At 72.1% G+C, this 20,375-nt stretch carries 19 protein-coding genes and 1 riboswitch; of the genes, 15 read left to right on the plus strand and 4 right to left on the minus strand.

All coding sequences use genetic code 11. The features are described from left to right. Positions 1-41 precede the first annotated feature (41 nt). Genes ALMP_RS38020 through ALMP_RS38035 form a run of 4 tightly spaced genes read left to right on the plus strand, consistent with a single transcriptional unit; the run spans position 42 to position 5,554 of the window. Positions 42-1,574, plus strand: coding sequence for a GMC family oxidoreductase (locus tag ALMP_RS38020; RefSeq protein WP_264936542.1), 1,533 nt, complete (start codon positions 42-44; stop codon positions 1,572-1,574). Continuing rightward, complete coding sequence (locus ALMP_RS38025) at positions 1,571-2,659, plus strand: glycine betaine/L-proline ABC transporter ATP-binding protein (RefSeq protein WP_264936543.1); 1,089 nt, start codon at positions 1,571-1,573, stop codon at positions 2,657-2,659. Before ALMP_RS38020 ends, ALMP_RS38025 begins: the two co-directional genes overlap by 4 nt. Continuing rightward, the gene (locus tag ALMP_RS38030) at positions 2,659-4,605 is read left to right on the plus strand and encodes a proline/glycine betaine ABC transporter permease (protein ID WP_264936544.1); all 1,947 of its coding nucleotides are present in this window, start codon (positions 2,659-2,661) and stop codon (positions 4,603-4,605) included. Before ALMP_RS38025 ends, ALMP_RS38030 begins: the two co-directional genes overlap by 1 nt. 1 nt (position 4,606) lies before the next feature. Beyond that, positions 4,607-5,554 (plus strand): ABC transporter substrate-binding protein, encoded by a 948-nt coding sequence (locus tag ALMP_RS38035; protein WP_264936545.1) that lies wholly within the window; start codon positions 4,607-4,609, stop codon positions 5,552-5,554. Between the two features lie 3 nt (positions 5,555-5,557). On the opposite strand, the gene ALMP_RS38040 is transcribed toward ALMP_RS38035, so the two are convergent. The 3 genes from ALMP_RS38040 to ALMP_RS38050 are packed head-to-tail and all read right to left on the minus strand — an operon-like array spanning position 5,558 to position 7,211. Continuing rightward, a complete protein-coding gene (locus ALMP_RS38040; protein ID WP_264936546.1) occupies positions 5,558-6,277 on the minus strand; it encodes an isocitrate lyase/phosphoenolpyruvate mutase family protein in 720 nt (239 codons plus the stop codon). After that, positions 6,274-6,717 (minus strand): carboxymuconolactone decarboxylase family protein, encoded by a 444-nt coding sequence (locus tag ALMP_RS38045; protein WP_264936547.1) that lies wholly within the window; start codon positions 6,715-6,717, stop codon positions 6,274-6,276. Before ALMP_RS38045 ends, ALMP_RS38040 begins: the two co-directional genes overlap by 4 nt. Then, positions 6,714-7,211: a carboxymuconolactone decarboxylase family protein gene (locus ALMP_RS38050; protein WP_264936548.1), complete on the minus strand. Its 498-nt coding sequence runs from the start codon at positions 7,209-7,211 to the stop codon at positions 6,714-6,716. Before ALMP_RS38050 ends, ALMP_RS38045 begins: the two co-directional genes overlap by 4 nt. A 47-nt stretch (positions 7,212-7,258) precedes the next feature. On the opposite strand from ALMP_RS38050, the gene ALMP_RS38055 reads away from it, so the two are divergent. From ALMP_RS38055 to ALMP_RS38085, 7 genes are all read left to right on the plus strand, one after another. After that, the gene (locus ALMP_RS38055) at positions 7,259-8,647 is read left to right on the plus strand and encodes a PLP-dependent aminotransferase family protein (RefSeq protein ID WP_264936549.1); all 1,389 of its coding nucleotides are present in this window, start codon (positions 7,259-7,261) and stop codon (positions 8,645-8,647) included. A gap of 284 nt (positions 8,648-8,931) precedes the next feature. Further along, positions 8,932-9,291: a hypothetical protein gene (locus ALMP_RS38060; RefSeq protein ID WP_264936550.1), complete on the plus strand. Its 360-nt coding sequence runs from the start codon at positions 8,932-8,934 to the stop codon at positions 9,289-9,291. Positions 9,292-9,304: 13 nt separating this feature from the next. Further along, positions 9,305-10,492 carry a glutathionylspermidine synthase family protein gene (locus ALMP_RS38065; protein ID WP_264936551.1) on the plus strand — a complete coding sequence of 396 codons (1,188 nt, stop codon included), beginning with the start codon at positions 9,305-9,307 and terminating at the stop codon, positions 10,490-10,492. A 103-nt stretch (positions 10,493-10,595) separates the two neighbouring features. Beyond that, positions 10,596-10,682: riboswitch (ZMP/ZTP riboswitch) on the plus strand. Between the two features lie 40 nt (positions 10,683-10,722). Beyond that, a complete protein-coding gene (locus ALMP_RS38070) occupies positions 10,723-12,174 on the plus strand; it encodes a glycine hydroxymethyltransferase (protein ID WP_264936552.1) in 1,452 nt (483 codons plus the stop codon). Positions 12,175-12,269: 95 nt separating this feature from the next. Continuing rightward, positions 12,270-13,283, plus strand: coding sequence for a tryptophan--tRNA ligase (trpS, locus tag ALMP_RS38075; RefSeq protein ID WP_264936553.1), 1,014 nt, complete (start codon positions 12,270-12,272; stop codon positions 13,281-13,283). A 218-nt stretch (positions 13,284-13,501) separates the two neighbouring features. After that, positions 13,502-14,080 (plus strand): 2'-5' RNA ligase family protein, encoded by a 579-nt coding sequence (locus ALMP_RS38080; RefSeq protein ID WP_264936554.1) that lies wholly within the window; start codon positions 13,502-13,504, stop codon positions 14,078-14,080. Between the two features lie 94 nt (positions 14,081-14,174). Next, positions 14,175-15,095 (plus strand): YihY/virulence factor BrkB family protein, encoded by a 921-nt coding sequence (locus ALMP_RS38085; protein WP_264936555.1) that lies wholly within the window; start codon positions 14,175-14,177, stop codon positions 15,093-15,095. Here the strand turns inward: ALMP_RS38085 and ALMP_RS38090 are convergent. Beyond that, entirely contained in the window at positions 15,049-16,371 is a 1,323-nt protein-coding gene (locus tag ALMP_RS38090) for a D-alanyl-D-alanine carboxypeptidase family protein (protein WP_264936556.1), read from the minus strand. The genes ALMP_RS38085 and ALMP_RS38090 overlap by 47 nt on opposite strands. Before the next feature lie 91 nt (positions 16,372-16,462). Here ALMP_RS38090 and ALMP_RS38095 point away from each other — a divergent pair, with 91 nt between their 5' ends. The 4 genes from ALMP_RS38095 (at position 16,463) to ALMP_RS38110 (ending at position 20,362) form a co-directional block, all read left to right on the plus strand. Beyond that, on the plus strand, positions 16,463-16,702 hold the full coding sequence (locus ALMP_RS38095) for an SCO4848 family membrane protein (protein WP_264936557.1): 240 nt from the start codon (positions 16,463-16,465) through the stop codon (positions 16,700-16,702). Between the two features lie 32 nt (positions 16,703-16,734). Next, positions 16,735-18,105, plus strand: a complete 1,371-nt coding sequence (locus ALMP_RS38100) for a metallophosphoesterase (RefSeq protein WP_264936558.1) — start codon at positions 16,735-16,737, stop codon at positions 18,103-18,105. Between the two features lie 176 nt (positions 18,106-18,281). Further along, complete coding sequence (locus tag ALMP_RS38105; RefSeq protein ID WP_264936559.1) at positions 18,282-19,835, plus strand: ABC transporter substrate-binding protein; 1,554 nt, start codon at positions 18,282-18,284, stop codon at positions 19,833-19,835. Positions 19,836-19,954: 119 nt separating this feature from the next. Beyond that, entirely contained in the window at positions 19,955-20,362 is a 408-nt protein-coding gene (locus ALMP_RS38110; RefSeq protein ID WP_264936560.1) for an ATP-binding protein, read from the plus strand. Positions 20,363-20,375: the final 13 nt, after the last annotated feature.

Raw genomic sequence — 20,375 nt, forward strand, 5'->3', positions numbered from 1 at the left:
ACCCCCTGCTTCCGCGCCCCAGCCCCACCTGGAGTACCCCCATGTCCGAGAACAACCCCGTCTACGACTATGTCGTGATCGGCGGTGGCACAGCCGGCTCGGTGATCGCCTCCCGCCTCACCGAGAACCCCGACGTCACCGTCGCCGTCATCGAGGGCGGCCCGAGCGACGTCGGCCGCGACGACGTCCTCACCCTGCGCCGCTGGATGGGCCTGCTCGGCGGCGAACTCGACTACGACTACCCGACCACCGAGCAGCCGCGCGGCAACTCCCACATCCGGCACAGCCGCGCCCGCGTCCTCGGCGGCTGCTCCTCCCACAACACCCTCATAGCCTTCAAGCCGCTGCCGTCCGACTGGGACGAGTGGGAGGCGGCCGGCGCCGAGGGCTGGGGCGCGGTCCCCATGGAGGCGTACTTCGCGCGCCTGCTGAACAACATCGTCCCGGTCGACGAGAAGGACCGGAACGCCATCGCCCGCGACTTCGTCGACGCGGCGCAGGCCGCCCTGGGCGTGCCGCGCGTGGAGGGCTTCAACAAGAAGCCCTTCCACGAGGGCGTCGGCTTCTTCGACCTCGCCTACCACCCGGAGAACAACAAACGGTCGAGCGCCTCGGTGGCCTACCTGCACCCGGTGATGGACGAGCGCCCCAACCTGACCCTCCTGCTGGAGACCTGGGCGTACCGGCTGGAGCTGGAGGGCACCCGGGCGCGCGGCGTGCACGTCCGCGCGAAGGACGGCGAGGAGTTCGTCGTACGGGCCCGCGAGGAGGTGCTGCTGTGCGCCGGCGCCGTCGACTCGCCCCGTCTGCTGCTGCACTCCGGCATCGGCCCCAAGGCCGACCTGGACGCGCTCGGCATCCCCGTCGTCCACGACCTGCCCGGCGTCGGCGAGAACCTCCTCGACCACCCCGAGTCGGTGATCGTCTGGGAGACGCACGGCCCGATCCCCGAGAACTCCGCGATGGACTCCGACGCCGGCCTGTTCGTGCGCCGCGACCCCGAACACGCGGGCCCCGACCTGATGTTCCACTTCTACCAGATCCCCTTCACCGACAACCCGGAGCGCCTCGGCTACGAGCGCCCGCCGTTCGGGGTGTCCATGACCCCGAACATCCCCAAGCCGAAGAGCCGCGGCCGGCTCCACCTGACCAGCGCCGACCCGTCCGTCAAGCCCGCGCTCGACTTCCGCTACTTCACCGACGAGGACGACTACGACGGCCGCACCCTCGTCGACGGCATCCGCATCGCCCGCGAGATCGCCGCGACCGAGCCGCTGGCGGGCTGGCTGAAGCGGGAGGTGTGCCCGGGGCCCGACGTGGTGGGCGACGCCGAGCTCAGCGAGTACGCCCGCAAGGTCGCGCACACCGTCTACCACCCGGCGGGCACCTGCCGCATGGGCGCCGCCGACGACGAACTGGCCGTGGTGGACCCCCGGTTGCGGATCCGGGGCCTGGACGGCATCCGCGTCGCCGACGCCTCCGTCTTCCCGACCATGACCGCCGTGAACCCGATGATCGGGGTGCTCATGGTCGGGGAACGGGCCGCCGACCTGATCGGAGGTGGCGCACGATGACCACGCTGCCCAACACCCCCGTGTTCTCCGTCGAGGGCCTGTGGAAGGTCTTCGGCCCCAAGCCCGAACGCGTCCCGGTGGACCCCGGGCTGGCCTCCCTCCCGGCCGCCGAACTCCGCTCCCGCACCGGCTGCACGGCCGCCGTCCGGGACGTCTCCTTCGACGTCCGCAAGGGCGAGGTCTTCGTGGTGATGGGCCTGTCCGGCTCGGGCAAGTCCACACTGGTGCGCTGTCTGACCCGGCTCATCGAACCCACCGCCGGCGCCATCGCCGTCGACGGCGAGGACGTCCGCGCCATGGACCGCGCCCGCCTGCGCGAACTGCGCCGGCACCGGGCCGCGATGGTCTTCCAGCACTTCGGCCTCCTCCCGCACCGCACGGTCCTCGACAACGTGGCCTACGGCCTGGAGATCCAGGGCGTCAGCAGGTCCGAGCGCCGCTCGCGCGCCCGCGAGGTCGTCGCCAAGGTCGGCCTGGAGGGCATGGAGCAACGCCGGCCCGGCCAGCTGTCCGGCGGCCAGCGGCAGCGCGTCGGCCTCGCGCGGGCGCTGGCCGTCGACCCGGAAGTCCTCCTCTTCGACGAGCCGTTCAGCGCGCTCGACCCGCTGATCCGGCGGGACATGCAGGAGGAGGTGGTCCGCCTGCACCGCGAGGAGGGCCGCACGATGGTCTTCATCACCCACGACCTGAACGAGGCCCTCAAGCTCGGCGACCGCATCGCCCTCATGCGCGACGGCCGCGTCGTCCAGCTCGGCACCCCGGAGGAGATCGTCGGCTCGCCCGCCGACGACTACGTCCGCGAGTTCGTCCGCGACGTACCGCGCGAACAGGTCATGACGGTCCGCACCGCCATGCGCACCCCGGCCCCGGACGAGACCGGCACCGGCCCCGCCGTCTCCCCCGACGCCACGGTCGCCCAGGCCATCGAGGCCGTCGCGCGGGCGGGAACCCCGGCCCGGGTGGTGGACCGGGGCAGGTGCGTGGGCGTGGTCGACTCCGACGCCCTCCTCGGCGTGGTCGCGGGCACGGAACCGACCACGCTGCCGCAGCCCGGCAGGGGCGAACCCAGCAAGGAGGCGGTCTGATGGCGACGATCACCGCACCGGCCCTCCGTGTCTCCGTCCCCGGCTTCCTCAAACACCGGGCCGTCCGCAAACTCCTCGTCCTGGCCCTGGCCGCGGCGATCCTCGCCCCCCTCGCCGACGCCCGCTGGCACAGCGGGACCTGGCCCGGCGCCCTCACCGTCGACCTCTCGGACCCCCTGTCCCGAGCCAGCGACTGGATCATCGACAACCGCGACAGCCACCCCCTCTTCCTCTACTTCCTCGGCCACGTCAGCAACGCCGTGGTGCTCTCCGTCCGCGCCGTCTACCTGGTGCTCCTCGCCGCGGGCTGGGCCGGCGTCACCGCGCTCGCCGCGCTCGTCGCCTGGCGGGCCGCCGGGACGCGCCTCGCGCTGGGCACCGCCGTCGCGTTCCTGACCTGCGGCCTGCTCGGCATGTGGGTGCCGACCATGCAGACCCTCGCCCTGATGGTCGTCGCCGTTCTCGCGTCCGTCGTCGTCGGCGCCCTCCTCGGCCTGGCCGCCGGCCTCTCCGACCGCATGGACCGCGCCCTGCGCCCGGTCCTGGACACCATGCAGGTGCTGCCGGCCTTCGCCTACCTGCTGCCCGTCGTCCTGGTCTTCGGCATCGGCGTCCCCGCCGCCGTCCTGGCCACCGTCGTCTACGCCGCCCCGCCCATGGCCCGCCTCACCGCGCTCGGTCTGCGCGGCGCCGACAAGGAGGTCCTGGAGGCGGTGGAGTCGCTGGGCGCCACCGCACGCCAACGCCTGCTGACCGCCCGTATCCCGCTGGCCCGCAAGGAACTCCTGCTCGGCCTCAACCAGACGATCATGATGGCGCTGTCGATGGCGGTCATCGCGTCGGTGATCGGCGCGGGCGGCCTCGGTGACCGCGTCTACCAGGCGCTGGCCTCGGTCGACGTGGGCGCCGCCCTGGCCGCCGGCATCCCGATCGTGCTGCTCGCGGTCGTCCTGGACCGGGTGACGGCCGCCGCCGGGCGGCTCGGCGACGCCGGCCCCCACCGACGGCCGACGTACTGGCTGTACGCCCTGCTCGCCGCCGTCGCGGTGGCCGTCGCGGGCCGTCTGGCCGGGCGCCTGGACTGGCCCGAGTCCTGGACGGTCGCCATCGCCGAGCCGGTCAACCGTGCCGTCGACTGGATGACCGCCCACCTCTACTCCGGTGTGCCCGTCGTCGGCGGCACCGCCGACTGGGCGGCCCACTTCACCACCTGGGTCCTCGACCCGCTCCGCGGCGGGCTCCAGTGGCTGCCCTGGTGGGCGGTGCTGCTGCTGGTCGCCGCGCTCGCCTGGCTGATCGGCACCTGGCGCACCGCGCTCACCGCCGTCCTCGCCATGGCCGCGATCGGGGTGCTCGGCGTGTGGGAGCCGTCCCTCGACACGCTCTCCCAGGTCCTCGCCGCCGTCGCCGTCACCCTCGTGCTGGGCTTCGCGACCGGTGTCGCCGCCGCCCGCGACGACCGGTTCGAGCGCGTGCTGCGCCCCGTCCTGGACGTGTTCCAGACGATGCCGCAGTTCGTGTACCTGATCCCGGTCGTCGCGCTGTTCGGCGTCGGCCGCGCCCCCGCCGTCGCCGCGGCCGTCGTCTACGCGCTGCCCGCTGTCGTCCGTATCACCGCCCAGGGCCTGCGCCAGGTCGACCCGGCGGCCATGGAGTCGGCGCGCTCGCTCGGCGCGACCGGCGGGCAGCAGCTCCGGCAGGTCCAACTGCCGCTGGCCCGGCCCGCGTTGCTGCTCGCCGTCAACCAGGGCGTGGTCCTGGTCCTCGCCGTCGTCATCATCGGCGGCCTGGTCGGCGGCGGCGCGCTCGGCTACGACGTCGTCTTCGGCCTCGCCCAGGGCGACCTGGCGACCGGTCTGGTGGCCGGCGCCGCGATCGTCTGCCTCGGTCTGATGCTCGACCGGGTGACCCAGCCGGCCGACCGACGCGCGAGGAAGGGAGCGTGACATGCGACTCCGTATCACCGCCCTGGCGGCGGGGCTGGCGCTGCTGACCGGCTGCGGCGCCGCCGACATGACCAAGCAGGCCTCGCCCTTCGCCAACGCGCAGGGCGCGCGGACGGTGACCCTGTCCATGCAGTCCTGGGTGGGCGCGCAGGCCAACGTCGCCGTGGCCCAGTACCTGCTGGAGCACGAACTCGGCTACCGCGTCGACACCGTCCAGGTCGACGAGGTGCCCGCCTGGGACGCCCTCAGCCAGGGCCGCGTCGACGCGATCCTGGAGGACTGGGGCCACCCCGAGCAGGAGAGCCGTTACGTCGACGACAAGAAGACCATCGCGCGCGGCGGGAACCTCGGCGTCACCGGACACATCGGCTGGTACGTCCCGACGTACCTCGCCGAGCGGCACCCGGACATCACCGACTGGAAGAACCTGAACAAGTACGCGTCGCTCTTCCGCACCGCCGAGAGCGGCGGCAAGGGCCAGCTGCTGGACGGCTCCCCGTCCTACGTCACCAACGACAAGGCGCTGGTGAAGAACCTGAAGCTGGACTACCAGGTCGTCTTCGCCGGCTCCGAGGCCGCGCAGATCACCCAGATCAGGCAGTTCGCCAAGGAGAAGAAGCCCTTCCTGACGTACTGGTACGCCCCGCAGTGGCTGTTCGAGAAGGTGCCGATGACGGAGGTGAAGCTGCCGCCCCACAAGGAGGGCTGCGACGCCGACCCGGAGAAGGTCGCCTGCGCCTACCCGCACACCCCGCTGGAGAAGTACCTCAACGCGGACTTCGCACGCACCGGCGGCAAGGCGGCGGCCTTCCTGAAGAAGTTCAGGTGGACCACCGACGACCAGAACGAGGTCTCCCTGATGATCGCCGATCAGAAGCTCACCCCCGAGGAGGCGGCGAAGAAGTGGGTGGACAGCCACGCGTCGACCTGGCGCGCGTGGCTGCCCTGACGGTCACCCCGCGAGGCGGGCGGCGAGATCCCGCGCGGCGGCCGTCGCCCGCCTCTGCAACCCCGGGCCGAACGTCACCCGGGTGGCGCCGAGTTCACCCAGCTCGGCGGGCGAAGGACCCTCGTCGAGGGTCGCGAACACATTGACCGGCCCCTGGATCCCGGACCGCAGCAGAGGCAGCACGGAGACGGGGGCCTCGATCGGATACACGCAGTCGGCGCCCGCCGCCACGTACAGCGCGGCCCGCTCGATGGCGCGCGCCGGGTCGGTGACGCCCCGGACGAAGGTGTCGATCCGCGCGTTCACGAAGAGCCGGTCGGCCGCCGCGGAGCGGACCTCCGCCAGCCAGTCGGCGTGCGCCTGCGGGTCCTTGAGGACGCCGTGCTCGGAGTCCTCCAGGTTGCAGCCGACGGCGCCCGCCTCCAGCAGCCGTTCGACCAGCTCCTTCGGCGCCAGCCCGTACCCGCCCTCCACGTCCGCCGACACCGGCACGTCCACGGCCCGGGTGATCCGCGCGACCGCCGCGAACATCTCGACGGCGGGGGTCCGCCCGTCCTCGTATCCGAGGGCGGCCGCGACCCCGGCACTGGGCGTGGCCAGCGCGGGGAAACCGGCGTCGACGAAGGCGCGGGCGCTCGCCGCGTCCCACGGGCCCGGCAGGACCAGGGGGTCGGCCGGAGAGCTGCGGCGGTGCAGGGCACGGAAGGTCTGGGCGTCGGTCATGAATACTCCCCCGGCGGGATCCGGCGGCCGACCATCACCCGGTTCCAGTTGTTGATGGCGACGATCAGCGCGAGGAGATGCGCCGTCCGGCCGTCGTCGAAGTGCTTCGCCGCCTGCTCGTACACCGCGTCCGGCACGAAACCGTCCGTCAAGACCGTGACCGCCTCCGTCAGCGCGAGCGCGGCCCGCTCCCGTTCGTCGAAGATGTCTCCGGCCTCCTCCCAGGCGTTCAAGAGATCCAACTTCGATCGGGGGACGTTGAGTTCCCGGGCGATGGTGAGATGCATGTCGAGGCAGAACGCGCAGTGGTTGATCTGCGAGGCCCGGATGGCCACCAGCTCGGCCAGCCCGGGATCCCCGAGCCCCCGCTTCGCGGCGGCGCTGAGCGCGGACATGGCCCGGCCGACCTCCGGGTCGAGCAGCCGTGTCCGCGACGTCACCCGTGCCGCCCCGGCTCGTAGTGACCGGGCGCCATGCGGCAGGTCACGCCGATCCGGTTCCACGCGTTGATCACCGCGATCGCGGAGATCAGCTGCGCCAGCTCCGCCTCCTCGAAGTGCTTCGCGGCCCGCTCGTACACCTCGTCCGGCACGAAACCGTCGGTCAGCACGGTCACCGCCTCGGTCAGGCCGAGCGCCGCCAGCTCCTTGCCGGTGTAGAAGTGCTCCGACTCCTCCCACGCGCTGAGCTGGATGATCCGCTCGACGCTCTCACCGGCGGCGAGCGCGTCCTTGCTGTGCATGTCGACGCAGAAGGCGCAGTGGTTGATCTGGGAGGCGCGGATCTTCACCAGCTCCAGCAGCTTCGGGTCCAGGCCCTTCCGGGCGGCGGCGTCGAGCCGGACCATCGCCTTGTACACCTCGGGGGCGTGCTCGGCCAACTGGAGTCGGGGGGTGCGCTCGGGGGCGTAGTGAACGGTTTCCTCTGTGGTCATGGCATCGACCCTAGGAGGGAGGCTGCCCACGGGTATGGTCCATTTCCATGGCGAAACCTTGGGCCACTCTGGGCGTCGACCTCCACCTCGAACCGACCGGGCCCCACCTGCGCCGGGGCCTGACCGACGCTCTGCGCGAGGCGGTCCGCGGCGGCCGGCTCGCCCCCGGCACCCGGCTGCCGTCCTCCCGCGCCCTCGCCGCCGACCTCGGCATCGCCCGCAACACGGTCGCCGACGCCTACGCCGAGCTGGTCGCCGAGGGCTGGCTCAGCGCCCGGCAGGGCTCGGGCACGAGCGTCGCGGCGCGCACGGTCGTCCCGCCGGCCGGCGCGGCACCCCGTCCACGTGCCCCCGCCCGGCCCGCCTACGACCTGCGCCCCGGCTTCCCCGACCTCTCCGCCTTCCCGCGCGCGCAATGGGCCAGGGCCCACCGCCGGGCCCTCGACGCGGCCCCGTACGACGCGTTCGGCTACGGCGACCCCCTCGGCCGGCTCCCGCTGCGCACCGCGCTCGCCGGCTATCTCGCCCGGGTCCGGGGCGTGCGCGCCGACCCCGAGCGGATCGTGGTGTGCGCCGGGGTCGCGCACGGACTGAAGCTGCTCGGCGCGGTCCTGCGGGCCCGCGGCGTCCACACGATCGCCGTCGAGTCGTACGGCCTGGACGAGCACTGGGCGCTGCTGCGCGGGGCCGGACTGCGCGTCGTCCCGCTGCCCTTCGACGCCCTGGGCACGGACCCCGGCGGACTGACCGACGCCGGCGCGGTCCTGCTCACCACCGCCCACCAGTTCCCGATGGGCGTCCCGCTGCACCACGACCGGCGGGCGGCCGTCGTGGACTGGGCGCGGCGCACCGGCGGCCTGGTCCTGGAGGACGACTACGACGGCGAGTTCCGCTACGACCGGCAGCCCGTGGGCGCCCTCCAGGGCCTGGACCCCGACCGGGTGGTGTACCTCGGCACCGCCAGCAAGTCCCTCGCCCCCGGCCTCAGGCTGGCCTGGGCGGTGCTGCCGCCGGGCCTGGTGGGGGAGGTGGCGGCCGCGAAGGGCGCCCTCGACACGTGCGGGGTGACGGACCAGCTGACGATGGCCGAGTTCCTCACCTCCGGGGCGCACGACCGGCACGTCCGCTCGGCGCGGCTGCGGTACCGCAGCCGGCGCGACGCCCTCGTCGCCGCCCTCGCCGAGCGGGCTCCCGAGGTGCGGGCCACCGGCATCGCGGCGGGGCTGCACGCGGTGCTGCGGCTGCCGCCCGGCACCGAGCAGCAGGTGATCCGGGCCGCCGCCTGGCACGGCCTCGCGGTCCACGGACTCGCCCGCTACCGCCACCCCGACGCACTCACCGAGCCGGTGGACGCCCTCGTGGTCGGGTACGGGACACCGCCGGACCACGCGTGGTCCGGGGCGCTGGCCGCTCTGTGCGCGGCACTGCCCGAATGACCGCACCGCCCCACGGCGGCGGCAGACACAGCGTGCCGCCCCCCCACCACAGGACACTCGCCGTGGCGGCCTCCAGCACCCTCCCTGGGTGAAAAGCACTCGTCAAGACCTTGTGGCGATCATGGAAATCCGACGGAAGCCTTCATCCCGAATCAGCCCAAAGGGGCCGCGGTCGAGCGGACGGTCCCGGCCCCCCTGCACGGGCGCCGGCCCTCCTCTCTCTAGGCTGACCGCCGAAAAGGCGACACAAGATCGCCGCGCACGATCAACGGGGAGACAAGGACATGGCGGACACCCGCAGGCAACTTCGCTCGGGCACGGTCGTACTCGGAGGCATGGGCCTGCTCGCGGCGGCCCTCACCGCCTGCTTCTCCGACGACCCCGACAAGCGCTGCGTCGACCGGGACAGCTACACCCTCTCCAAGGGCTACAAGGTCGTCGCCGACAAGAACTGCAAGTCCACCAAGACCTCCTCCTCCGGCAACGCCTGGTACTACGGCGGCAAGAAGAACGGCTCCTACGTCGAGGGCGGCTCCTTCAGCAAGCCGGGCAAGAGCGGCGGTTCGAGCAGCGGCGGCAGCGGGAGCGGCGGCGTCGACCGGGGCGGCTTCGGCGGCGGCGACGGCGGCAGCAGCGGCGGCTGAGCGGACACACACCATGCGACGCCACACCATCGAACCCCGCCCCGGCTGGCAACGGACCGTCGAGGAACAGGGCCTGATCTACCCGCTCACCCGCCACCCGGACGGCACCCTGCGCCCCTACTGGGACGAGAGCGCCTACTACGCCTTCACCCTCGACGAGGTGGAGGCGCTGGAGGAGACCGTCGAGGAACTGCACCGCATGTGCCTCGCCGCCGCCGACCACCTGGTCACCACCGACCGCCTGGCCGACCTCGGCATCACCGACCCGCGCGTCGCCCGGGCGGTCACCGAGGCCTGGCACCGCCGCGCCGAACTGCCCTCCGTGTACGGCCGTTTCGACCTCCACTACGACGGCACCGGCCCGGCCAAGCTCCTGGAGTACAACGCCGACACCCCCACCTCCCTGGTGGAGGCCGCCTCGCCCCAGTGGTTCTGGATGGAGGAACGCTTTCCCGGCGCCGACCAGTGGAACTCCCTCCACGAACGCCTCATCGACGCCTGGAAGAACCAGGCCCGCCTCCTGCCCCCCGGCGCACCCCTGTACTTCGCGCACTCCTCCGCCGACGAACTCGGCGAGGACCTCATGACCGTCGCCTACCTCAAGGAGACCGCCGACCAGGCGGGGCTGGTCACCGACTGGATCTCCATGGAGGAGATCGGCTGGGACCCGCTCTCCGGCCGCTTCGTCGACAACCGGCTCCGGTTCATCCGCAGCTGCTTCAAGCTCTACCCCTGGGAGTGGCTCACCACCGACCGCTTCGCCGACCACGTCCTGGACACCCTCGACAACGGCGGCGGCACCGGCAGCACCCTGTGGATCGAACCCGCCTGGAAGATGCTGCTCAGCAACAAGGCCCTGCTGGCCGTCCTGTGGGAGCTGTACCCCGGCCACCCCAACCTCCTGCCCGCCTTCCTCGACGGCCCCCGCGACCTCGCCGAGACCACCGGCTGGGTCGCCAAGCCCCTCCTGGGCCGCGAGGGCGCCGGCGTCACCGTCCACCCGCCCGGCACGGACCCCGTCGTCCGCGCCGACGAACCCTGCTGCTACCAGCAGCTCGCCCCGCTGCCCGCCTTCGACGGCAACCACGTCGTCCTCGGCGCCTGGGTCGTCGGCGACGAGTCCGCGGGGCTCGGCATCCGCGAGTCCTCCGGCCTGATCACCGACGAGTACGCCCGCTTCCTGCCCCACGTGATCCTCTAGCGCCACGCCGGACGCCACGCCGTACCGTCCGAAACCGCGTCGGCGCCACGCCGACCGGATGATGGACTTGGCGCGGGCGCGGGCCGGGCCGACCGGTAGGCTTCCGGCAGGCCGTGACTGGCGCGCAGGGATGGGACGGACCATCGGGGAGCGGCCTGAGTGACAAGTGCCGTGCGCCTGGGCCGAACCGAGAATCGTGACCGCTTCAGCCACGCCGCCCGGAGGCCGAGATGCCAGAACAGCAGCCCCTCTCCCACGAGTCCACCGCCTTCCGCGCCGCGCTCGACGTGATCCGCGCCGTCGAGCCGCGCGTCGCCGACGCCATCGGCCAGGAGGTCACCGACCAGCGCGAGATGCTCAAGCTGATCGCCTCCGAGAACTACGCCTCCCCGGCGACCCTCCTCGCCATGGGCAACTGGTTCAGCGACAAGTACGCCGAGGGCACCGTCGGCCGCCGCTTCTACGCCGGCTGCCGCAACGTCGACACCGTCGAGGCCCTCGCCGCCGAGCACGCCCGCGAGCTCTTCGGCGCCCGCCACGCCTACGTCCAGCCGCACTCCGGCATCGACGCCAACCTCGTCGCCTTCTGGGCCGTCCTCGCCGACCGGATCGAGGCCCCCGCCCTCGCCGAGGCCGGCGTCCGCAACGTCAACGACCTCTCCGAGGCCGACTGGGCCGAACTGCGCCGCGCCTTCGGCAACCAGCGCATGCTCGGCATGTCCCTGGACGCCGGCGGCCACCTCACCCACGGCTTCCGCCCGAACATCTCCGGCAAGATGTTCGACCAGCGCTCCTACGGCACCGACCCCGCCACCGGCCTGATCGACTACGACGCCCTGCGCGCCTCCGCCCGCGAGTTCAAGCCGCTGATCATCGTCGCCGGCTACTCCGCCTACCCCCGGCTGGTGAACTTCCGGATCATGCGGGAGATCGCGGACGAGGTCGGCGCCACGCTGATGGTGGACATGGCGCACTTCGCCGGCCTCGTCGCGGGCAAGGTGCTGACCGGCGACTTCGACCCGGTCCCGCACGCCCAGATCGTCACCACCACCACCCACAAGTCGCTGCGCGGCCCGCGCGGCGGCATGGTCCTGTGCGACGACTCCCTCAAGGACCAGGTCGACCGCGGCTGCCCGATGGTCCTCGGCGGCCCGCTGCCGCACGTCATGGCCGCCAAGGCGGTCGCCCTGGCGGAGGCCCGCCAGGAGTCCTTCCGCGACTACGCCCAGCGCATCGTCGACAACTCCCGCGCGCTCGCCGAGGGCCTGATGCGCCGCGGCGCCACGCTCGTCACCGGCGGCACCGACAACCACCTCAACCTGATCGACGTCGCCTCCTCCTACGGCCTCACCGGCCGCCAGGCCGAGGCCGCCCTGCTCGAGTCCGGCATCGTCACCAACCGCAACGCCATCCCCGCCGACCCCAACGGCGCCTGGTACACCTCCGGCATCCGCATCGGCACCCCCGCCCTGACCACCCGGGGCCTGGGCACCGCCGAGATGGACGAGGTCGCCGGCCTCATCGACCGCGTCCTGACCACCGCCGAGCCCGGCACCACCAAGTCCGGCGCGCCCTCCAAGGCCGCGCACGTCCTCGACGCCAAGATCGCCGACGAGATCTCCCGCCGGGCGACGGACCTGGTGGCGGGCTTCCCGCTGTACCCGGAGATCGACCTGGGCTGAGCCCGTCCGTGAGACGCGCGGGGGTCCGCGGCCCCACCGGCCGGCCGATCCCCGCGCACCGGAACCACCCCCACACCTCTGAGACAATGAGAAACATGGCCTCAGACCGACCCCGCGTGCTCTCCGGAATCCAGCCCACGGCAGGCTCGTTCCACCTCGGCAACTACCTCGGCGCCGTCCGCCAGTGGGTCTCCCTCCAGGAGTCCCACGACGCCTTCTACATGGTCGTCGACCTGCACGCGATCACGGTCGCGCAGGATCCGAAGGAGCTCACCGCCAACACCCGGCTGGCCGCCGCCCAGCTCCTGGCGGCCGGTCTCGACCCGGACCGGTGCACGCTCTTCGTCCAGAGCCATGTCCCCGAGCACGCCCAGCTCGCCTGGGTCATGAACTGCCTCACCGGCTTCGGCGAGGCGTCCCGCATGACCCAGTTCAAGGACAAGTCCGCCAAGCAGGGCGCCGACCGCGCCTCCGTCGGCCTGTTCACGTACCCGATCCTCCAGGTCGCCGACATCCTGCTCTACCAGGCCCACGAGGTGCCGGTCGGCGAGGACCAGCGCCAGCACATCGAGCTGACCCGTGACCTCGCCGAGCGCTTCAACGGCCGCTTCGGCGAGACCTTCACGATCCCGAAGCCGTACATCCTGAAGGAGACGGCGAAGATCTACGACCTTCAGGAGCCGTCGATCAAGATGAGCAAGTCGGCGTCCACGCCGAAGGGCCTCATCAACCTGCTCGACGAGCCGAAGGCCACCGCCAAGAAGGTCAAGAGCGCGGTCACCGACACCGACACGGTCATCCGCTACGACACCGAGAACAAGCCCGGCGTGAGCAACCTGCTCACCATCTACTCCACGCTGACCGGCACCAGCGTCCAGGAGCTGGAGCAGCAGTACGAGGGCAAGCTCTACGGCGCTCTGAAGACGGACCTCGCGGAGGTCGTGGTCGAGTTCGTGACGCCCTTCCGGGACCGCACCCGGCAGTACCTCGACGACCCCGAGACCCTCGACTCGATCCTGGCCAAGGGCGCCGAGAAGGCCCGCGCGGTCGCCGCGGAGACCCTCGCCCAGGCGTACGAGAGGGTGGGCTTCCTGCCCGCGAAGCACTAGGGGTGTCACTCGGCGCAGAGCTGATCCACAAGACCCCCTGGGCGCACATCGAGCGCCTGTTTCCCGGGCAGAGCGCTGCACATCACTTCCGCTGCGCCTGCCCACAGCACAGCCATGGCCGTACAGTCGATAACCGTACGACTGTGTACGACAGACCACGACAGACCACGACCGGCCACGAACCCGGCAGCACCTTCGGTACGACGACAGGAGACGACGTGGGGACCGTAACGATCGGCGTGTCGATCGCGGTCCCGGAGCCTCACGGCAGCCTGCTCCAGGAGCGCCGTACGGGCTTCGGCGACGCCGCGGCTCACGGCATCCCCACGCACGTCACACTGCTCCCGCCGACGGAGATCGACCACAGCGACCTCCCGGCCGTCGAGGCCCACCTCACCGAGGTCGCCGCGGCCGGCCGGCCGTTCCCGATGCGGCTGTCCGGGACCGGCACGTTCCGGCCCCTGTCGCCGGTCGTGTACGTGCGGATCGCCGAGGGAGCCGCGGCCTGCACCTGGCTCCAGAAGCAGGTCCGCGACGCCGACGGCCCGCTCGACCGCGAACTCCAGTTCCCCTACCACCCGCACGTCACCGTGGCCCACGGCATCGACGACGCCGCGATGGACCGGGCGTACGAGGAACTCGCCGACTACGAGGCCCAGTGGTCCTGCACCGGCTTCGCCCTCTACGAGCAGGGCGCCGACGGCATCTGGCGCAAGCTCCGCGAGTACGCCTTCGGCGGCCCCCTGGTGCCCCCGCAGGCCGCCCCCCTGGACCGGGGCACGCTGCCCACCCGCTGAGCCCCACGGCACGCGGCGCCCTTTTTCACGGTTTTCGGGGTACACGCGTTTTTGTCTTCCGCGTCAGCCGCCGCGAGGAGGGCAGAGTCGGATCATGGACTGGCTGAAGAGGCTCCCCGGGATCGGGCCGTACCTCACGCGCCTGATGGCCACGCACGCGTGGCGGTCGTTCGAACGGCTCGACCGGGTGAAGTGGACGCGGCTGGCCGCCGCGATGACGTTCACGAGTTTCGTCGCGCTCTTCCCGCTGCTCACCGTGGCCGCCACGATCGCCGCCGCCACCCTCAGCACCGAGCAGCAGAAGGAACTCCAGGACAAGATCACCGAGCAGGTGCCCGGCATCTCCGACCAGCTGGACATCGAGGGCCTGGTGCAGAACGCCGGCACCGTCGGTCTCATCGCCGGCGCCGTCCTGCTGTTCACCGGCGTGAACTGGGCCGGCTCGATGCGCGAGTGCCTGCGCGCGGTGTGGGAGCTGCCCGACGAGGAGGAGAACCCCGTCCTGCGCAAGGCCAAGGACACGGGCATCCTCCTCGGCCTCGGCGGCGCCCTCCTCGTCACCCTCGCCGCCTCCACGGTCGCCTCCGCGCTGGTCGGCTGGCTCATCCGGCACCTCGGCATCGACGAGTCCGGCTGGGGCGGCGTCCTGCTGCACATCGCCGCGTTCCTCGTCGCCGTCCTCACGGACTTCCTGCTGCTGCTGTACGTCCTGACGCTGCTGCCCGGCGTCGAGCCGAAGCGCCGCCGCCTGGTCGTCGCCGCGCTCACCGGCGCCGTCGGCTTCGAACTGCTGAAGCTGCTGCTGAGCGGCTACCTCCAGGGCGTGGCCGCGAAGAGCATGTACGGCGCGTTCGGCGTGCCCATCGCGCTGCTGCTGTGGATCAACTTCACCGCGAAACTGGTGCTGTTCTGCGCCGCGTGGACGGCGACGCAGAGCAAGGACGCCGAGGCGACCGGCCCGGAGCCGGTCACCGACGGCGGCGGACCAGATCCGGCAGTGGCCAACGGCGGTTGACCAGGAACGCCGCGCCGGCGAGCAGCACCAGCACCCCGCCGGTGATCGCCATCGCGATTCCGACGCCACCGGAGCCGTCCTCGGTGACCGCGCCGGCCACGGGCTTCTCCGAGACGTTCCCGGCGACACCCGCGTCACCGGAGTCCCCGGACTCCTCGGAGGAGGCGTTGGCGCCCGGCTGAGCGCTCGCCTGCGCCGCGTTCCTCGGCGGGACCAGCTCGCCGACCGGCGTCACCTTGCCGGCCGCCTGGAAGCCCCAGTCGAACAGGGCGGCGGTCTCCTTGTAGACCTCGTTGTGGTCGTCCTTCTCCGGGTTCATCACCGTGACGAGCAGGACCTTGCCGTTGCGCTCGGCGACGCCCGTGAAGGTCGCGCCCGCGTTGGTGGTGTTGCCGTTCTTGACGCCCGCGATGCCCTGGTACTGGGAGATGTCGTAGTCGCCGGTCAGCAGCCGGTTGGTGTTCTGGATCTCGAAGGTCCCGCGTGAGACCTTCCCCTTCTTGTCCTTCTTCGTCGCGCCCGGGAACTTCGCCGTCAGTGTCGAGCAGTACTCGCGGAAGTCCTTCTTCTGGAGCCCGGAGCGGGCGATCAGCGTCAGGTCGTACGCCGACGACACCTGGCGGGGGGCGTCGTAGCCGTCGGGGGAGACCACATGGGTGTCGAGGGCCTGGAGCTCGGCGGCGTGCTCGTTCATCTCCTTGACGGTGTTGGGGATGCCGCCGTTCATCGACGACAGCACGTGCACGGCGTCGTTGCCGGAGCGCAGGAACACACCGAGCCACAGGTCGTGCACCGAGTAGGTCTCGCCCTCCTTTATCCCGACCATGCTGGAGCCGGACCCCACGCCTTCCAGGTCCTTGCGGGCGACCTTGTACTGGGTGGTCCTGGGGAACCGGGGCAGGACGGTGTCGGCGAAGAGCATCTTCAGGGTGCTCGCCGGGGGCAGCCGCCAGTGCGCGTTGTGCGCGGCGAGCACATCGCCGGACTCGGCGTCGGCGACGATCCACGACCGCGCGGTGAGACCCTTCGGCAGGACCGGCGCGCCGCCCGTCAGCTCCACCTGCGTCCCGGCGCGCCCGAGGCGGGCGCCGCCCACGGTCGACATGCCCGCCGGGGGAGTGGCCGACGGACTGGCCGAGGCCGACGGTGACGCCGACGGCTTCGGTGACGGGCTCGGGGCCGCCAGGGACACGGGCGCGGTCAGCGCGAGGGACGCGAGGGTCGCGGAGGTGACCAGCAGGGTTCGCCTGGTGGCCGTCTTCAAGGGTGCGGGCACGACGGAGAACGTACCTGGCACCTCACGGGAAGTCCCGCGCCCCTCCCCACCCCCGTCACGGAACCGGACACCGGGCGGCGATACTGAACCCATGAAGCTCAGCCGCCCGGTGTCCTGGTTCCTGCTCGCCTTCGGGGTGTGGAGCTGGGTCATCTGGGTCACTTTCGTCAAAAACCTGATCAAGGACAGCAGCGGTCTCGCCTTCGACGACGGCGACCCCACGGCGTATTTCTGGGTGCACCTGACGCTCGCCGTCGTTTCCTTCGTATTGGGGACGGTCGTCGGGGGCATCGGGTTGCGCGGACTGCGCGCCCTGCGCCGAACGTCATAGCCGGGACCCTCTCAGCAGAGATCAAGGACACCGTGGCCATACTCTTCGTGCTGCTCGCCCTGGCCGTCCTGGTGACGGCCAACTGGTACCTGTGGCGCCGTCTCTTCCGTGACACCACCAGCGCCCCGGGCCCGGTCCGCCGTGCGGGCGCGGTGCTCGTGGCGGGCGGCTGGGCCCTGGCGGTCGGCGCGCTGGTCGCCGAGCGCACGGGCGCACCCTTCTGGCTCCAGCAGGTCCTGGCCTGGCCGGGCTTCCTCTGGCTGGCGCTGTCGATCTACCTGCTGCTGGCGGTCCTCGCGGGCGAGCCGGTACGTCCGCTGCTGCGGCGCTACCTGGAACGGCGGGCGTCCGCCGCGACGCCCGAGCCCCGGCCGGAGCCGGAACCGGAACGCGTTCCGGCGGGCACGGCACCCGAGGCGACCGACACGGCGGGCACCGCGGACACGGCGGGCACGGCACCCCGGGCGACCGACACGGCGGGCCCGCCGGCCGAGGACACGGGGGCCGCCGGCGTCGGCTCCCCGGAAGCCGAGGGGCGCGAAAGACCGGAAAACGACCCCACCGCCCCGCGCCCCGCCCCCTCCCGCCGGCTCTTCGTCTCCCGGGTCATCGGTGGTGCCGCCGCCGCGGCCGCCGTGGGAACGGTCGGATACGGCACCTACGGCGTGCTGAGCGGTCCCAAGGTGAAACGGGTCACCGTCCCGCTGGCCAAGCTGCCGCGCGCGGCGCACGGTTACCGGATCGCCGTCGTCAGCGACGTCCACCTGGGCCCGGTCCTCGGCCGCGGCTTCGCCCAGAAGGTCGTCGACACGATCAACGGCACCCAGCCCGACCTGATCGCCGTCGTCGGCGACCTGGTCGACGGCAGCGTGAAGGACCTCGGTCCGGCGGCGGCCCCCCTCGCGCAGCTGAAGGCGCGGCACGGCAGCTTCTTCGTCACCGGCAACCACGAGTACTTCTCCGGCGCCGAGCAGTGGGTCGAGGAGGTGCGCCGGCTCGGGCTGCGCCCCCTGGAGAACGCGCGCACGGAACTTCCCTGGTTCGACCTGGCGGGCGTCAACGACGTGGCCGGCGAGAGCGAGGGCCAGGGCCCCGACTTCGCCAAGGCGCTCGGCGACCGCGACCGCACGCGCGCATGCGTGCTCCTCGCCCACCAGCCGGTCCAGATCCACGACGCCGTCGACCACGGCGTCGACCTCCAGCTCTCCGGCCACACCCACGGCGGCCAGCTCTGGCCCGGCAACCTCCTCGCCGCCGCCGCGAACCCCACCCTGGCGGGCCTGGAACGCTACGGCGACACCCAGCTGTACGTCTCCCGGGGCGCGGGCGCCTGGGGCCCGCCCACGCGGGTGGGGGCGCCGTCGGACATCACGGTCGTCGAACTGGCCTCGAAACAGGCCTGACGAAGCTGAGAGGGAGCTGTGAAACCGGGCGGAATCAACCGCTCGGTAAGTTTTTTCCCATGTCGTCAGATTCCTCTTCCCCGGGCTGAAACGCGTGTGATTGGGTGAGCCCCGCCGCCAAGGGGAGCGGCCTGTGGAGTGCGGGCTCGCGGGGCCCGGGGAGGCAGGGCACCACCATGCGATCTGTTCGCCTGCGCGTACTCGTGGCGCTGCTGGTCCTGGCGGTCGTCGCGGTGGGCGGCTGGCAGTTGCTGCCGTCGCAGCAGGACTCGGGCCGGACCGTCAGGGTCGGCACGACGGACCCCGTCACCTCGCTCGACCCGGCCGGTGCCTACGACGCCGGATCCTGGGCGCTGTTCAGCAATGTCTTCCAGTCGCTGCTGACGTACGAACCGGGCGGCGTCGACCCCGTGCCGGACGCGGCGAAGCGGTGTTCCTTCGCCACGGGCGGGCTGACGACGTACACCTGCGAGCTGCGCGACGACCTGACCTTCCCCAGCGGGCGCGCGGTGACCGCGGAGGACGTGAAGTACTCCTTCGACCGGGTCAAGAAGATCGACTCCGATGTCGGTCCCGCGTCCCTGCTGTCCACGCTGAAGTCGGTGGAGGCGAGCGGCGACACCGTCACCTTCCATCTGGCGGTGCCGGACGCCACGTTCCCGTTCAAGGTGGCCACCGGCGCCGGCTCGATCGTGGACCGCGAGCGCTACCCGGCCGACGCGCTGCGCTCCGGCGGCCAGGTCGACGGCACCGGGCCGTACCGGCTCGCCGGCTACACCAGGGGCAGGACGGCCGAGCTGACGCCCAACTCCCGCTACCGGGGCGCGGTGGACACCGGCCCGCCCGTGGAGCTGCGCTACTACTCCGACCCCGACGGCCTGGAGAAGGCGTGGAAGGCCAGGCAGGTCGACGTCGCCACGCGCCAGCTGCCGCCGCGGGTCCTCTCCGGGCTCAACCCCAGCGACCCGGACCAGCGGGTCACCGTGGCCGACAGCTCCGAGACCCGCAACCTGTACCTCAACACCCGGTCCGGCTCACCGCTGCACAAGGTGGACGTCCGCAGGGCACTGGCCTGGCTGATCGACCGAGAGCAGCTCGCCGACACCGTGTACGACGGCACCGTCGACCCGCTGTACTCGCTGATCCCGACCGGCATCACCGGCCACACCACGTCGTTCTTCGACAACTACCCCGCGCGCAACGAGGAGAAGGCCCGCAAGCTGCTCACCGAGGCCGGCGTCGACCTCCCGGTCAGCTTCACCTACGGCTACGGCGTGGGCAGTGGCGCCGCGGCGGCCGAGGCGCAGGAGCTGAAGCGGCAACTGGAGGCCGGCGGACTGTTCAAGGTGACGGTCAAGGGCTACGAGCGGACCGACTTCCAGAAGCGGTGGGCGAGCGGCAAGCTCGACGCGTACGCCGTCGGCTGGATCGCCGACTACCCGGACCCGGACACCTTTGCCGCGCCGTTCGTCGGCACCGGCGCCACCATGAACACCGGGTACAGCAGCAAGGCCGTCGACGCGTACATCCAGGAAAGCCGGCAGTACGCCGACCGCGGCCGCACCGCCCAGGACTTCCGCGACGTGCAGGAGGCCGTCGCCGGCGACGTGCCGATCATCCCGCTGTGGCAGCGCAAGGAGTACGTCGTCACCAGTGCGGACGTCGGCGGCGGCCAGTACCTCGCGGACGGCAACGGCGTGTTCCGGCTGTGGAAGCTGGACTGGATCTGAGCCACGGCACGGCGGAGCGGCCCCGGGCGTGGCATGCGGGCCCGCGGCTGCGGGCAGTGACCTGACGGGGCGCCATGTGGCGGAGGTGTGCACGGGTGTGCACGGTCTGAGGAGCGGATGTGGTGAGACGCGACTCGTTCCGGCTGGCCCGGCACCCGGCCTCCGTCGGCCTCGCCCGGCGCCGGGTGCGCGAGCACCTGGCCGCCTGGGGGCACGGCCCGCACGAACCGGCGGTCCAGGTCGCGGTCCTGCTCGTGTCCGAGCTGGCCACCAACGTCGTACGGCACGGGCCGCTGCGGGAGCGGGAGTTCGAGGTGGCCGTGACCGCCCTCGCCGACGGTTCCTGTCTCGTGGAGGTGTCGGACGAGGGCCGGTCCGAACCACGGCCGCGGACGGTCGGTGACGAGGCGGAACACGGGCGTGGCCTGCTCGTCGTGGAACACATCGCCACGGCGTGGGGGGTGTGGGGGCGGGGCCGGCACGGCAAGACGGTCTGGGCCCTGGTCACCACCCCCACCGAGCCCTGACCGCGTCCGCGTG

The organism is Streptomyces sp. A012304 (assembly GCF_026008495.1).
GTDB lineage: Bacteria > Actinomycetota > Actinomycetes > Streptomycetales > Streptomycetaceae > Streptomyces.

Coding starts and splice junctions, on each gene's coding strand:
- ALMP_RS38020 (WP_264936542.1), top strand. CDS start 42: ATGTCCGAGAACAACCCCGTCTACGACTATGTCGTGATCGGCGGTGGC.
- ALMP_RS38025 (WP_264936543.1), top strand. CDS start 1,571: ATGACCACGCTGCCCAACACCCCCGTGTTCTCCGTCGAGGGCCTGTGG.
- ALMP_RS38030 (WP_264936544.1), top strand. CDS start 2,659: ATGGCGACGATCACCGCACCGGCCCTCCGTGTCTCCGTCCCCGGCTTC.
- ALMP_RS38035 (WP_264936545.1), top strand. CDS start 4,607: ATGCGACTCCGTATCACCGCCCTGGCGGCGGGGCTGGCGCTGCTGACC.
- ALMP_RS38040 (WP_264936546.1), bottom strand. CDS start 6,277: ATGACCGACGCCCAGACCTTCCGTGCCCTGCACCGCCGCAGCTCTCCG.
- ALMP_RS38050 (WP_264936548.1), bottom strand. CDS start 7,211: ATGACCACAGAGGAAACCGTTCACTACGCCCCCGAGCGCACCCCCCGA.
- ALMP_RS38055 (WP_264936549.1), top strand. CDS start 7,259: ATGGCGAAACCTTGGGCCACTCTGGGCGTCGACCTCCACCTCGAACCG.
- ALMP_RS38060 (WP_264936550.1), top strand. CDS start 8,932: ATGGCGGACACCCGCAGGCAACTTCGCTCGGGCACGGTCGTACTCGGA.
- ALMP_RS38065 (WP_264936551.1), top strand. CDS start 9,305: ATGCGACGCCACACCATCGAACCCCGCCCCGGCTGGCAACGGACCGTC.
- ALMP_RS38070 (WP_264936552.1), top strand. CDS start 10,723: ATGCCAGAACAGCAGCCCCTCTCCCACGAGTCCACCGCCTTCCGCGCC.
- trpS (WP_264936553.1), top strand. CDS start 12,270: ATGGCCTCAGACCGACCCCGCGTGCTCTCCGGAATCCAGCCCACGGCA.
- ALMP_RS38085 (WP_264936555.1), top strand. CDS start 14,175: ATGGACTGGCTGAAGAGGCTCCCCGGGATCGGGCCGTACCTCACGCGC.
- ALMP_RS38095 (WP_264936557.1), top strand. CDS start 16,463: ATGAAGCTCAGCCGCCCGGTGTCCTGGTTCCTGCTCGCCTTCGGGGTG.
- ALMP_RS38105 (WP_264936559.1), top strand. CDS start 18,282: ATGCGATCTGTTCGCCTGCGCGTACTCGTGGCGCTGCTGGTCCTGGCG.